The 14,378-nt window shown below is 69.6% G+C and carries 7 protein-coding genes and 1 pseudogene; 1 reads left to right on the forward strand and 7 read right to left on the reverse strand.

Annotated features, from left to right (window positions below; genetic code table 11):
• The first annotated feature begins 76 nt into the window (after window positions 1-76).
• Window positions 77-871, forward strand: a complete 795-nt coding sequence (locus FNH09_RS09710; protein WP_152886335.1) for a GntR family transcriptional regulator — start codon at window positions 77-79, stop codon at window positions 869-871.
• Window positions 872-1,272: 401 nt separating this feature from the next.
• On the opposite strand, the gene FNH09_RS09715 is transcribed toward FNH09_RS09710, so the two are convergent.
• From FNH09_RS09715 to FNH09_RS09750, 7 genes and pseudogenes are all read right to left on the reverse strand, one after another.
• Window positions 1,273-4,290: a hypothetical protein gene (locus FNH09_RS09715; protein WP_152886336.1), complete on the reverse strand. Its 3,018-nt coding sequence runs from the start codon at window positions 4,288-4,290 to the stop codon at window positions 1,273-1,275.
• Between the two features lie 12 nt (window positions 4,291-4,302).
• Entirely contained in the window at window positions 4,303-4,959 is a 657-nt protein-coding gene (locus FNH09_RS09720) for a hypothetical protein (protein WP_152886337.1), read from the reverse strand.
• Entirely contained in the window at window positions 4,956-5,285 is a 330-nt protein-coding gene (locus tag FNH09_RS09725) for a hypothetical protein (protein WP_152886338.1), read from the reverse strand. The genes FNH09_RS09720 and FNH09_RS09725 overlap by 4 nt, the downstream gene beginning before the upstream one ends.
• 42 nt (window positions 5,286-5,327) lie before the next feature.
• Complete coding sequence (locus tag FNH09_RS09730; protein WP_152886339.1) at window positions 5,328-6,647, reverse strand: CHAT domain-containing protein; 1,320 nt, start codon at window positions 6,645-6,647, stop codon at window positions 5,328-5,330.
• A 187-nt stretch (window positions 6,648-6,834) separates the two neighbouring features.
• Window positions 6,835-9,849 carry a tetratricopeptide repeat protein gene (locus FNH09_RS09735; protein WP_152886340.1) on the reverse strand — a complete coding sequence of 1,005 codons (3,015 nt, stop codon included), beginning with the start codon at window positions 9,847-9,849 and terminating at the stop codon, window positions 6,835-6,837.
• Window positions 9,850-10,625: 776 nt separating this feature from the next.
• Entirely contained in the window at window positions 10,626-11,888 is a 1,263-nt protein-coding gene (locus FNH09_RS48360; protein ID WP_238426577.1) for an RICIN domain-containing protein, read from the reverse strand.
• An 82-nt stretch (window positions 11,889-11,970) separates the two neighbouring features.
• Window positions 11,971-14,378, reverse strand: a pseudogene (locus tag FNH09_RS09750) (hypothetical protein); the annotation flags it as partial.

Raw genomic sequence — 14,378 nt, forward strand, 5'->3', positions numbered from 1 at the left:
ACTGGTCTCGTGAATGGTCGTCAATGGTCTGGTTATGGTATTGAACTGGTCTGCTTGAAACTGGTATACATCTGGTATGTCTTCTACGGATCGTGGTCTCCCTCAAGGGCTGCTGAGCGGAGACGCTCTGCCGCTGTACACCCAGGTCGCCGGACGCCTCCTGGACGACATCGCCGAGAAGGGTGCCCGGCCGGGAGACCGACTGCCGTCGGAGCGGGCACTGGCCACCCGGTACGGCGTCTCGCGCGTCACCCTTCGCTCCGCCCTGAACGAACTCGCGGAGCGCGAGGTCATCGAGTCCGCGCCGGCCCGCGGATGGTTCCTCGCCGAGGGCTACGCACGAGTCGCCCCCACAGCGCCTCCGTCGGCACCCGGTCGGGCGGCGGCCCAGTCGGTGCAGGGCTTCGCCGACTACGCCGAGCAGCAGGGACTACGGCTGCGCGACTCGGTCCTGGAGGCCAGGGTCCGGCCTGCCACGGTTCAGGAGTCCGAGCAGCTGAGGGTCGGCCCGGGAGCCGCGCTCTTCGAAATGCGCCGGCTGCGCTACCTGGACGACATCGTCGTGGTGCTGGAGCACAATCGGCTGCCTCTCGCCCTGTGCCCGAAGCTGGCGGAGACGGACTTCACCAAGGACACGCTCTTCGCCACACTCCGCCGCGCCGACCCGCCACAACTGCCGAAGGTCGCCGACTACTCCGTGGAAGCCCGCCACCCGACGGCGGAGGAGCGGCGACTGCTGGAAATCACGGACGCGACTCCTGTGCTCGTCGCCACCCAGCTCGCCTTCAACCAGAACGGACAGCCCCTCGAACTCACCGCAGCCGCGTACCGTGGCGACCGCTACCACTTCCGGGCGTCCATCACGGGGTGAGTGTGGAGGACAGAGGCCGACCCCGGGGAACGGATGCCCCGGCGACGTGACTCGACGGGGGAGGGGCTTCCGGGCAGGACGCGGGGCCCCGGAGCCGAGGTCGGGGCCGGAACGGCTCAGGCCAGGCAGTGCCGACAGACATGTAACAAGCTGTCAGAACCTGTGTTGATCCAGGTCAGTTGACCGCCAGCTGTCCGGCGCGGGCTCGCAGCCGGCGCAGCCCGCACCCTTGCCGACGGCGTCGTTCCCCATCCTCTCGCCTTTAGTGGCTGTGCGGGCTCGGGTGGAGCCGGCAACGACACCACGAGTTCAACTTCAGTGGGCATCTTGGTGGTACACCTGAACCGGTGCCGACCGGACCCCCTGCCTCCAGGCCGGCAGCCGCGCCTGAAAGCCGGACATCAATCGAGGAAGTCCGGCACGCCCCAGGGACGGTCGTCCGAGTGCAGATGAGGCGCGTCTGCCGACATCATCGGCTCCGGCCGAACGTTCAGGGCTCTGGCAACCTCGGTCAGGCGTCCTGCCAGAGCCGGTGAGATGCGATGCAGCCGGGACAGGTCAGTGCGGACGTCGAGGGACTGCGACCACAGCACAGACCGCCCGGACTCCAGTAGCTTTACCGCCTCCTGCGCGTCGCCCACTGTGAGGCAGCACGCGGCCGCCTCTCCTGCAAGCCCTGCGGCCCTCGCGGTCCGATCCTCTCGAGAGGCGCGTTGCAGGCCCTGCCAGGCTGCGCGGGGTAGCAACCGTACGGCCTGGGCGAGTGCTTCCGCCGCGGCCGTGGAACGGCCTGCCGACGCCGCGAGCCGGCCGCCCCACCTGGCCGCGGCCAGTCTCTGCAGGGGAGACGCGGTGTTGACCGCGGCCGCCTCCCGGTAGGAGTCCAGCGCTCGCTCCAGATCCCCGCCGTGTCGGCTCGTGTTGAACCGATCTCCCAGGGCCAGGGCAAGGTTCGTCAGGTACGTCGTCCGGTCCGGCGCGTCCCTCCGCGTGCGCCCGACGGCGAGTTCGCCGGCTGCGACCGCCTCGTCGAGCCCGTCGGCGCGGCCTACGGCGAGGAAGCGCATGTGCAGCGCAAAGCACAGGTTGGACGCCATGGAGGCAACCTCGGATGGCACGACCCGAGCCGCCCGAGACGCCCGGCGGGATGCCTCGACCGCCTCCTCGAGGTCGGCCGTCACGGCCGCCGCCCCTCCGGGTGTCCGATGGACCGCCGACGCAGCCCGCGCCTGGAGGGCCCCGCCGAGGTTCGACAGCCGACCCGGCAGGGCGGGGTCGCCGTCGGGTGTACACGCGACCGCCGCCCGGGCCGCGGCCACCGCGTCGTCCAGGTCCGCGTCCAGGTCCGCCGGGTTCGCGGCGTGCAGCGCCCGGCTCTGCAGCGCCGCGCCGAGCACGGACAGAACGCCGCCGTGGCTCGGACTTCCCTCGCCGCTTCGGGCAACGGCGAGGCGGGCCAGCGCAACTGCCTCCTCGAGGTCCGTCGCCTCGCCCAACGCCTCGTACCGCGCTCGCAATGCGGCGCTGAGATTGCCCAACCGCATCGAGCCGGCCGCGTGCTGGTGACCGCCCGCGGCAAGGGCGTCCCGACCTGCGGCGACAGCTGAGACCAAGTCCTCTGGCTGCCCGGTCATCTCGAACCGCGTGCCGAGGACGGCACAGAGGTTGGAGGTCGCGATGGTCCGGTCCTGTACGGATGGCGCGCCCTCGGCCGTGCCCCGGAGGTATTCGACGGCTTGGTCGAGGTCGTCCAGATCCCCGCGCCGGACGAATCTGTCACGGAGTACTGTCGCCAGGTTGATCTGCAGAGAGGGCGCGAACGTGTTCTGGGGGTCGGTGACGGCGAGGGCGGCGCGGCTGAGAGCGACGGCGTCGTCCAGGTCTTTGACGTCCCCGCTTCGGGCGGCCCGGGCCTGGAGCGCCAACGCGAGGATCGAGACCGTGCGCGGGTGGTCCGGATGCCCGGGCGACAGCGTTTCGACGGCCTCACGAGCAGCTGTCAACGCGTCGGTGAGATCGTCCTGGCGACCGATCCGTTCGAACCGGCTGTGCAGCACTGCGGCAAGCGTCGCGAGGTACCCGGCCCGATATGGGCTTCCGGTGCCCGCGCTGTCGGTCGCGGCCCGGGCCAGATTCACGGCGCTGTCCAGCAGCGGCTCGTCGCTGGTGCCCTCGAAGATGTGCCAGTGGATCGTCGCCAAGTTGGCTGAGCACATCGCGGCCTCGGTACCGCCGGAGGGTGCGGCCTTGAGTGCCGCACCTCCCGCTGTCCCCGCCTCGCGCAGGTCCTGCGGGTTGCCCCGCTGATCCCAACGTGCCGACAGGCTGGACGCCAGGTTGGTGGCGGCGGACGCCGCACCCGTGCCTGTCCCTGCCTCGGCTACCGCGGTCCGCCCCACATCGATCGCCTCGTCGAGATCGCCTGTCTCACCGGTTCGTCCGGACCGCAGGGCGAGGGCGCGCCCAAGGGTCGACAGCGCCGCGGCTCGCTCGGCGCCGGTCGGCAGCGCCTGCACAGCCTCCCTCGCCGCCGTGATCGCGGCGTCACCGTCACCGACGAGACCGTTCTGCTCGAGCCTGGTCAGGAGAACAGCAGCCAGGTTCGCCAGATAGACCGGGTGTCCGTCGTCGTCATCCGCCGCCAATCGCACCGCCTTCTGCTGCGCGACGACGGCCTCGTCGAGGTCCTCGGAGCGCCCCTGCGTATCGAACCGTGCCAGAAGGACAGCGCCGAGATTGGACCACCGTGCGGGCAGTTCGGGATCGTCCGCTCGGCAGCCGCACACTGCGCCCCGACCGGCCTCAACGGCGTCAGCCAGGTCCTCGGGGTCGCCGGAGAACAGGAACCGCTCACGCAGGACCGCGGCAAGGTTCGTCAGCGCCCGCCCCAGGACTTCGCTGCCGTCCTGCTCGTCCTGCTCCTCCTGGATGACCGAACGCAATTGGTCCACCGCTCGGTCGAGAGCAGCCGGATCCCCTGTCTCCAGGTACTCCTGGTAGTACTGGGACGCGGACACCGGCGCCGCCTCGTCGGCGAGGGCGTCGCGCAGCATCGGCGGGAGGAGGTCCGGGTCGATCTCGTACAAGGGGGTGAACAAGGTGATGCTGCGTTCCAGGGTGGCGTGCGCGACATCCGAGATTTCTGAGATGTCTGGTGTGTCTGGGATGTCTGCGCGATACCAGTAGAACCACGCGACGGCCAGCACGGCCTCGGAGTCGAGCGGGGTCCCGGCCCCAGCGGTCACCCAGCTCCACCCCACGGCCGCCAGCAGTTCTTCGGCGTCCCGGACAGCGTCATCGCCGTCGACCGCGTCTCGGTCACGGGTCTGCGCGTACCGCTCCACCCGGTCCTCGATCCGGGCGAGCAGGTCGGCGCGACCGGCCGGATATGCCCTGTCCCCCATCTGTCGTCCCGTCATGAGGTCCTCCGTTCAGGATGCGCCGGTCGGGCAGGTGTCCACCGCACGCAGCGTGACGATCCCCGTCAGGTCCAGCGGCACCGTCCCGGCCGGCGTCCGGAACATGAGGGCCCCGGACGCGTCCGATTCGACCGTCCCGCACAGCACCGCGCCGTTGCGCCAGCGCGCCTCGACCTGTGGGCCGTCCTTCGGCGGTCCGTACCAGGTGGTGGCCACGGCCGAACACAGCAGGAACCCACAGCCGAACGCCAGGAGCACCCCTCGGCGCAGTGCGAGCCACGAGTCCAGGGTCTCGTCCTGAAGCGCCCGTGTCTCGGGGTCGTTGGTCGACCGGTCAACCAGCTCCGCCGTCGACACTGCGGCCGGCCGGCCGTGAGCCGCCCGCATCAGCAGCCAAGCCGAGAAGCCGCCTGCGACCAGTGCCGCTGCCAGCGTCCCGCCGACGATCGCGTCGTACGGGCTCGCGAGCTGGCCGACATCGGTTCGACCTTTGATCAACCCGAAACCGATCAGACCGGCGAGCAGGGCACCAAGCCCGTTGCGCCAACTGATCGCCGCGGCCCGAACCCGGTTCAACTCGCCGTCCTGGATGCGGATCTGAGCCCGAGCCGCGCGTCGATCGACCGCAGTGGCGGCCTGCGGCGCTCGCGTGATCTGGTACTGCGTCACGTCGTCGCGCTCAGGGTGATGTTCCAGTAAGCCCCGCAGCCCCGCTCCCCGTCCGGCCGGGCCGGATGATCCTCCGGGCACGTGCAGAGGATTGCCACCACTTTGGAGTTCGTGGCCGGGACCTGCGCGCCCGGCGGCAACGGCGACCGGAACACCTTGTCGACCAGCGGGTAGCTCATCTGTCCCGCGCACCGAGGGCAGCCACCATCGAGCAGCACACCTCGCCGGGTCGGGATGGCCCGGGCGCCGTGCGCGAAGGCGTCGCTGTAGGCGTCCTCGGTGATCTCTTCGTACGGCACGCCCTGGTGCCCGGTGGACGTGGTCATCGCTGCTCCTTGCTGTGACGCTCAGATGAAAGTCCGGGAAGGTCAGGGACCGGTGTGCGTGAACGGAGTCCAGACATGCGGCCAGTTGGGGTGGCGGTCGCGAAGTCGACGAACCGCGTCGTGCAGAGCCGTCGGCGCAAGGTCCGGAACGACGGCACCATCCGTGATGATCTCTCGGTAGAGGTCCGCGAAGACCTCGGCGGACGCCGCGTCCTGGACCGACCACAAGGCGGCGACGACGTGCCGGTATCCGGTGTAGTGGAGTGCCGCGGCGAGCGTGATCGCCTCATCCAGAAGTTCGACGCCCCCAACCGCGGTCTTGCACGCGGAAAGACCCACGAAGTCGCCGTGGAAGCGCTCCGTCGAGACGTCCGAGATCGTCAGGGTCGCGTCGTGCAACAGCAGCCCGCCCTGGGACGGGTCGGCCAGGTTCTGGTCACCGTGGCAGCTGAAGTGCACCCAGCGATGTGCCGGCAGGCCGCTCCTGATTGCGGCGACGGTGGCCTGGTCGCCCGCGAGAGCGGTCATCCGGGTCGCGGGCACCTTCTCGGCGAGGACAGCGTGTTCAGCGGTGCGCTGCAAGGGGACTTGCCCCGGAGCGTCGACCTCCACCAGCAAGAACCGATCCGCCCCTTCAGCCGGCGCTGCCTGGTCGTCGCCCGCCGGGTCGGACATCCGCGCCTGAAGCAGAGCGCGCAGTGTCGGGGTGTAGGACGACACCACCCGGTCCAGCACAGTGCGCCGGGGTCGGGTTGCCGGCTCGGTGTGGTAGCCGGCGGTGTGCAGTGGGAGCAGGGTCAGCGGCCCGGTCGGGCACCACCAGATCCGTGGCCACGTCGAGGTCGGCCCAGCTGGGGTCGCCGTCAGGCGAAGGGCGGTCAGCACCGGGTCCGCCACCACGTCCCAGAGCCATTCCTGTAGCTCGGACAACATCGCGTCGACGTTGTCCTGCGCGGTGTATACCGCCTCGGCGGCGCGAAACTGATCGCGCGTCGAGGCACGGCCGGGCTCGCGAGCGAGGGTCGCCGAGGCGTCGACGTATGCGATGTCGGCGGCCTCTTGCTGCTGTAGGAGAGTGAGGTACCGATTCGCACGATCGGTGGCCTCGTCGAGCGTGAGCTGTTCCAACGGGATGGACGTGACGCCCTCCCGTCGTACGACAAGGGCATCGCAGCGCCACCGGCTGACGTTGACGATCACTACCGGCCCCTTCTCGGCTGCCGGCAGCAACGACTCCAGATTCGGCGGGCGAAGGAAATCCTCGAAGCCGGTCAAACCACGGACCTGCTCGACCAGCTCGTCCCACTCGCGGGCCAGTGCCATCCGACGGTCGACGACCGTACCCTCATGCTCCGAACTCACACGGCCTCCATGCCACGACCGACGGCCCTCGGGACGACTCGGCAGAAGAAATCTTGTCACACTGTGTGCTGTACGGGTGACGTTTTGATGTCCAAGTGCAACGGACCCGGCCCGTGCACTCCAGGCACCGCGGCATGCGCCCCGGAGCTGGTCGTCGGCGGGCCATGACTTGGTGACCGCTCGGCAATCAGGTCTGCGTCCATTCCTGTGGCGGACGGTTGGCCTCACGGAATTCCGACCGTGATGCGGCAGACTCGCCAGTGGCGGCCAGGCCGGCGCGGACGCGATTCAGTTCCGCGGCCAGCATGGGAGAGACGCGGGAAAGTTCGTCCAAGTCCGTGTGCGTTTCGAGGTATTGGGACCACATGACACCTCGTCCGTGTTCGAGCAGTTCAACTGCGCGGTCGACTCGTCCGGTGGTCATGGCACAGGATGCCGCCTTGGTCGCAAGTCCCAGGTACTCGGCGACCGAGTTCTCCTGAGTGGAACGGCTCGTGCCTCTCCAGGCGAGCAGGGGCAGCAGGCGTACCGCTGCGTCAAAGCCCCACAGCGCGTCGTCCCATCGGTCGTGGGCCGAGGCGAAGTCACCGAGGCGATCTGCGGCCTGGATGCGTGTCAGGGGTGTCGCCGCCGACGATTGCGCGGCTTCCCGCCAGACGGCGAGCGCCGCCACCAGGTCGTCGGAATCCTTCTGCGCCATGAAGCGGCGCCGAAGAGCGATGCCGACATTGACCTGGAACCGGGCCCGGTCCGCGGACCATTCGGATTCTCCTCGGACCGCTTCCGCGAAGAGATCCAGTGCCTCCTTCACATCATCAGGGTCCCCTCGCCACTCGTACCGCAGGAGGAGCAGGCCCCCGAGACTGCCGACAACCGCCCCCCGGCTGTGATGTTTCCGCCCCAGGTTCGCCTTGACCGCCCTGGCCCGGTCGATGGCCTCCTCAAGCGCCCTAGGGTCGTTGCGTACGTGGATCCAGTCCTGTAGCACCGAGAGGACCCTGAACTGTCGGTTCGCCCACTGGAAGTGGTCGTCGCGAGTGTGGTCCGCGGCCCGAACCGCCCACCGCAGGGCACGGTCCAGGTCGCCGGGCCTCCGCGTCCGTTCGAACAACGTGAGCCAGGACCGAGCGAGTTCGGACCAAGTGGCAGTGAGCCCCCATTCTCCGGGCAAGCTCTCGGCCTCGGCCTGTTCACCCAGCCTGATCGACTCGACAAGATCAGGTTCATTGCCGGTGTGGGTGAAGCGGGCGGTCAGGGCGACACCGAGATTCCCCAGGGCGGAGGCACGCTCTCGCCAGTCTGGCTGACAGCCGTCGATCGCGCCACGGAGTTGCTCGACGGCGGAATTGAGATCACGGACGTCGCCGCTGTGGCGGAACTTGGTCATCATCGATATGCCGAGGACGTTCTTCAGCTCAACCCATATCGGGTCTCCGCCAGGCGTCAGGGCCAGAGCCCGCTCACCGATCTCGACCGCCCGGTAGACATCGCGTTCGTCGCCCTGCCTGTCGAAGCGCTGGATCAAGGCCAGGACGAGATCTGCCGATGCCCGCGCGTGACCGCCCCGGTCCGTCGAAGGGGCATCGACGGCGGCATGTCCCAACGCGATGGCTTCATCCAGATTTTGGGCGTCATCCGCGTGCTGGGCTCGAACCCGCAGTGCCGACAGGACGAACCGCCTGCGCAGAGGAGCATCCGGTGAGTCGACTCCTGCACCCTCCAGTGCGGCGCGGCCGGCGACGAGGGCGCCTTCGAGGTCGGCTCGGTCCCCGAGCCGTTCGAAGCGGCTCATCAACATGACGCCCAGGCGGAATCGAAGGCTCGCCCGAGCCGTGTCGCTCGCCGTCTCGGCTCGCACCGCTTCGGTGCCGACCGAGACGGCCTCGTCGAGATCCGCGATCCGCCCGGACTCCCAGTACCGGGTTATGAGGGCGCACGCCAAACTGTGCATGATCGCCGCCCGGTCCTCCTGGAGCTGCGGGAGAGCGGCGACGGCCTCCCGCCCCGTCTCGACGGCTTCGTCGAGATCCTCGGCGCACTGCAGATGACTGAACCGGGTCTGGAGGCTTGTGGACAGACGGCACAGAATTCCGGGCCGCTCGGGGTGGCCCGGCTTGCGAGCCCGCGCGGCTTCACGCTCCGAGTCGATGGCCCGGTCCAGGTCTGCCGGTACCCGTGCCAGGGTGAACCGGCGACGCAGCTCCGCGGCGAGCTCGACCAGGATGCCGACGCGCGCCCCAGGAGCAAGCCCTCTGGTCGAGCGCTCTGCCTCGGCCGCCCGGGAGACCGCCTCGTCCAAGACCTCCCGATCACGGCCCCGGTCGTACCGACGGCCCAGAATCATGCTGAGAATCCTGAGCATCTCCGGCATCTCCGGATGACCTGGCGGGGTCGCCGCGATCGCCCGGCGCGAGGCGCCTTCGGCCTCGGCCAGGTCGTCCGGGACGGCTGTGCGGTCGTAGAGGGCCTGGAGGACCAGCCCGTGATTCGACATCAGCAACGGCGTATAGGGGTGACCCGGTACGTGAACGGCGACGGCATCGCGACTGCAGGCGACAGCTCTTCTCAGGTCCTCTTCATCGCGAGCGTGGTCGAACCGGGTGCGCAAGGCCACGGACAGGCTCGACAGGCACATCGGACGCTGCGAGGTGCCGGCCTCGGTCAGCGCGACAGCGCGCCACAGTACGGTGATCGACTCATCGAGGTCCTCAGGGTCCAGATCGGCCGTGAAGCGCCGCCAAAGAGCCACTCCCAGGTTGTATTCCGCTTCCAGCAAGAGGTTCCGGTCGGACGGCTGTCCGCGGAACTGCCGGAGCATGTCGATCGCTTGATCGCGCCTTCGCCCGTCACCGACCGCCTCGCTGTGACGCAGAAGCTCCATGGCGTACATGTACGGCAACTCGTCAGGAACCCTGGAGGGGTCGTACCGTGCCACCACGGCGAACTGTTCTGCCGCAGCAGCGATGTCCTCATATCCTGCGCCGTCCTGTCGCGCCAGGTACCGGGCCAAGCGCAGAGATCCCACCGCCACGGCGACCTCGAGCTGTCGCTCGCCGTCCGAACGACGCTCCGCTCGCAGCAGGCGCTCGACGAGTTCAAGAACATCAGAGGTGAACAGGACTTGCGTGTTGCCGTCCTCGAAAAAGGCGACGACGCGTTGCAGTGTGGCTGAGAGCAGATCATCAATCGTGTTCCCCGGCAACGAGCCCCCTCGCTTTCGCCTCGTTCGGAGGAGGTATGCCCATCTGCCGACCGGGCAAGCCCGGCGCCTGCGGGCGTCCACCCCGCGCCCCCTGCCCTGCCGGGCTCCGGCCGACCACCGGAATCAGAGACCGCGTCTGAGATCTACTGGGATCCCAGCCATGCGGTGTACCAGTCGCGGAAGTCCTGTCCTGAGGTCAGGCCGCCCCGGGACCGGTCGTCGAGCCACACCTGTCCCGCCTTGCCCCCTGCGATGACGAGGCGGGCGAACGTGCCGCAGCCGATCTCGCCTAGGACCAGCGTCCCCGCGACCGAGTAGTCGGAGTCGCCTCCCCGGCCCGGTCCTGGTCATTCCGTGGTGTGCGGGAACGGGGTGGCCAGGAAGCCGACTCGCAAGCACTCGACCCGGCGGTCGTGCAGGGCCTCTTCATCGTCCACTTCCTCCGCCGGCCCCAGCAGTCCGTAGTCCGGACCTGCCCTGCCGCCGGCGACCGCGCTCAGGAAGTCCCGGTAGGACGGGGGAAGGCTGACGTCGTGCAGTTACTCGAAGGAGCGGATCGCCGCCTCCGACAGGGGCGGCTGGAGCCGGTAACGGTGGTGCGAGGCACCAAAGCGACGGTACTCAGGATCTTCCCGGGCCATCGCGGCGACACGCGAGCGCACCGAGGCGCCGAATCGGCAGGCCCTTTCGATCGTTTCGGGGCCCGGTGAGGGCCACGGGGGTCCGGCGGGACGGCGGCGACTGGGCGGTCGCCCCGCGTGATCTTCACCGTGCTGTCAGCGCTTGCTCCACTTCTGGTTGTCCTGGCCGTTGCAGGTCCACAGCTGCAGCCGTGTGCCGTTGGCGGTCCCGGTGTCCTTGACGTCGACGCACTTGCCGATCGCCGTGTTGACCAGGTCGTGCGACGAGTTGACCTTGAACTTCTGGGCCCAGCCCCCGTTGCACTTGGCGAGCTGGATCACGGCCCCGTTTTCGGTCGAGGCCCATGCGATGTCCATGCACAGGCCCATGGAGCGGGCGGTTCCGTCGGACCGGAAGTCCCACTTCTGCCAGTTGTGCCCGTTGCAGTCCCAGATCTCCAGCGGGGATCCGTCCTTGCCCTTGTCGCCCACGATGTCGACGCACCGGCCGCCGCTGGCATGGCTGTAGACCAGAACTCCGGCGGCCACCTGCGTGGTCGTGCCGCTGGAGGTGCCGGACTGTGCTGTGCCGCCACTGCTGGAGGACGAGGACGAGGTGGACGACGAGGACTTGGCGGGGGGCTTCGACGAGGTGCCGCTCGCCGCCTTGCCGTCGTTCATCGAGGAGGAAGTGCCCGACGTGGAGTCCTCCTTCGTCGCTCCGTTCCCGCCGGAGCCGGACGAGCCCCCGGCCGCGCCGGATCCCGACGCGCCCGACTGCTTGCCGTCCGCCGTATGTGCCTCGGGGGAGCCCGAGTTGGGCTTGCCTGCCACGGGAGCGGCCGACTCGAAGGCGCCGGGGGCGCCGTCGATGGGACCCTTCAGGACGGAGTCCGCGGTGCTGCCGGAACCACCAGCCCGGACGCCGTCGCCGACGTCGTCGCGGGTGCTGATCAGGAAGGGGACGGACACCAGCAGGGCGCCCGCTATGGCGGCGGCCGCCAGGATGGTGCGCGGCGGCCGGCCGGGCTGCCCCTCCCGTGCGGCGTCCGCGCCGGAGCCGTCCCCGGAGGTGACGGTGGCCACCTCGGCGTCCGCCCCCTGGGCCTGGGCGGCTCCTTCGGCCGCGGCGGTACCGTCCGCGCCTTCGGAACCGGGGGCGGCCTCGGAGTCGGGGGCAGCCTCGGCGGAGTCCGGTGCCGCTTCCGGCTCCGGGGCTTCCGCCTCCTCCGACTCCGACTCCGTTTCCGGCTTTGCGCTGCCGGCAGGTCTGCCGACCGGCTCACCACCCGGTTCGGCGCCCGGGGCGGTGACCGCGGCGGCCGGCTCCGAGGTTCCGTCCGGCGTGGAGGCGGCCGCCGTGGCGGCCTCGCCTTCGGAACCCTGTGGGGACCCGGCTGTGTGCGGTGCGGTGGTCAAGAAGTCCTCCTGGCGAAGCGGCTGTGGGGGTGTCGGGGTCCAGCAGTGCCCGTGGTGTGCTGGGGGTCGCACAGGCCATGTCTCAGGTTTCCTGCGAGGGTTGAGACGGCACGTGTTGAGGGGGCGTCGCATACCGCACGCCGTCGAAGACGATCCGGATCGGCTCACCGGTTCCGTCCCCGTAGCTGTGCTCGACGCCGTCCTGGCCGACGATCATGACGTTCCGGCCGGAGGCTGCCGCCGTCAGCGCGGCCAGCGTCTCCGGATAGGAGCCGGGCACAGCCCGGTTGACGAGCAGTTGGATCCGCTGCACGACGTCCAGCTGCGCCGCGGACACGGAGATCCGACCGCCCAGGAGACTCGCCTCGGCCACCTGGCCCGGTCCGAGGACGACGCCCAGTGCGTGCATCTCGTCCAGGTCGGCCGTGTCCGCACCGGTGGGCAGACCGGGGACCGGGGGCGCACCGTCGGCCTCGAGGGCCGAAATGCGTCCGGACAGCCAGTGGTTGAGGGCGTCACGGTGTCCGCCGTCCCGTGCGGGGGCGGACTGCGGGCTCACCTCCCGCAACAACGCTGCCGAGAACGACTCCTCGGGGGGCGGCGCAACGGTGTCGGCGGCAAGGCCTCTTGCCGGGTTGGGCCGGGAGCCCGGGTCGGGCCATCGGGCCGGTGTGCGCGCGAGGGATCCCGTCGGCATCTCGACCGACGAGGTGGTGCCCCGGAGGTCGTTCACGTCGGCCGCAAGCCCCGCGAGGCGACCGGCGGCGACGTTCTGCGCGCGGGCCGCGGTGCGCTGCCGTTCGCGCGCGGCGTCGAGCAACTCCCGCAGTTCGTCGACACGTCGTCCCGCCTCCTCCAGGGCCTTCTCCGCGGCGTACCTGCGTGCCCGAGCGGCCTTGGCGAGTCCGTTCTGCTGCGCATCGTCGCCGGTCGGTTCGGTGCCGGGAGGCTCCTCGGCCTTGCGCAGCCGTTCGAGCGAACGCCGGGCCTGGCGGTCACGGACCTCCTCGTTCCGGGTGGCCGACCCGCCGGACGACCCCTGGTCGGTGAAGGGAGCCCGGGCCGAGACGTCCTGCGAGGGGGCGGCGGTGACGGACAGCTGTGGCGGGGTGGCGGTGCCGTGGTAGGTGATGGGAGCGCCTTCGCCCAGCGCGAGGAACTCGTTCTCGTCCTCGCGAAGGAAGAGCGTGTGCTCCGACCAGGGCTCTCCGTCGGGGACGGCCCGACTCTGGAGATAGGTGCCGAACACATGGTGCAGCGGCACTTCCTGGGACGTCACCCAGAAGGGGCCGAGCATGGCCTTGTCCTCGTCCGCTTCCGTCTTCGTGGCGTCCTTGTACGGCTCCATGAGGCTGTACGACTCCGCCGGGCCGCGCTTCATGTGCACCGAGCCGCCCTCCGCAGGCATGGTCTCGTTGTACCGCTCCAGCAGCTTTCGCTCCTCCAGGCGGATCAGCTGGACCACCCCCCGATGCGGGTCGACGTTCGGCATGCTCACGCGGTTCAACATCTCGTAGGTGAAGGCGTGTTGGGCGGCCATGCTGCGGACGTACTCCGAGGAGAACATGGTCACCGGGAATTCCCTGCCGTGCTCGTTCCCCCACACGTCGCTGCGGACGAGGTCGCCCTCCCTGCTGAGGCTGGACATGTGATAGCCCTCGTCGGCATGCGGAGGGCGGAAGTGACTGACCATCACCTTGAAGTACTGCGAACTGGCGTGGATGGAACCAGCCCCCTGACCGATCGCCCAGTCGGCCAGCCAGTTGCTGTCCCCTCCGTTCTCCTTCAGCCAGGAGTGGAACCGGGAGGACACTCCGTTCTCACCGCGCAGGGAGCCGCCCACCTGGCGGTCCGCCGACGGGGCGGGATCGGTGGGATCCGTGAGCGCCCACGGAACGCCGAGGCTGCTGTCCGGCTCCAGCCGCGCGGGAAGGCCGGCCAGCAGGTCGCTCTGCCCGAGGAGCATCTGCATCCGCAGGAACTCGGTGCGGTACTCCGGGAGCCATCCGCTCGTCTCCAGCGCGGTGTTCGTCTTCAGGAGCCGCTCCGCGGCCTCCTTCTCGACCGGGGAGGCGTCGACGTCGGCGACGACGCTTTCGGCGCGCTGCACGATGAGCGTCAGGTACTGACCTGTCGCCACCATGTGCTGGTCGTAAGCGTTCACCCCCTCGTACGGATCCGTCCAGTCGGCGATCGCCCGGTTCTCCGGGTAGAGCACCGGGTACGTCTTGCCGTCGCCCAAAGTGATCACGCCGAAAGCAGGCAGCTCGGGCGCGTTCGACCAGAGTGTCGCCGCGGTGAAGGGACCGGTCGGCAGGGCGTCGGGCGAGAGCGCAGCCGGGGCCGAGGGCATGCTCGGCTGGGTGTCTGCCTCGTCGTCCGGTGTGGGCTCCGGTGAGGGGGGCGTCTGCGCGGGCGTCTGTGCGGCGACGGGTGCTGGGGCGGTCCAGGTGAAGTGGGGGGTGGTGGATGTGGTGGCTTGGGTGGGGG

Origin of the sequence: Streptomyces adustus (genome assembly GCF_009377175.1) — a bacterium.
GTDB lineage: Bacteria > Actinomycetota > Actinomycetes > Streptomycetales > Streptomycetaceae > Streptomyces > Streptomyces adustus.

Bases quoted from the DNA above. Each gene is read 5' to 3' on its own strand.
- FNH09_RS09715 (WP_152886336.1), bottom strand. From the start codon at position 4,290: ATGACGGGACGACAGATGGGGGACAGGGCATATCCGGCCGGTCGCGCC.
- FNH09_RS09725 (WP_152886338.1), bottom strand. From the start codon at position 5,285: ATGACCACGTCCACCGGGCACCAGGGCGTGCCGTACGAAGAGATCACC.
- FNH09_RS09710 (WP_152886335.1), top strand. From the start codon at position 77: ATGTCTTCTACGGATCGTGGTCTCCCTCAAGGGCTGCTGAGCGGAGAC.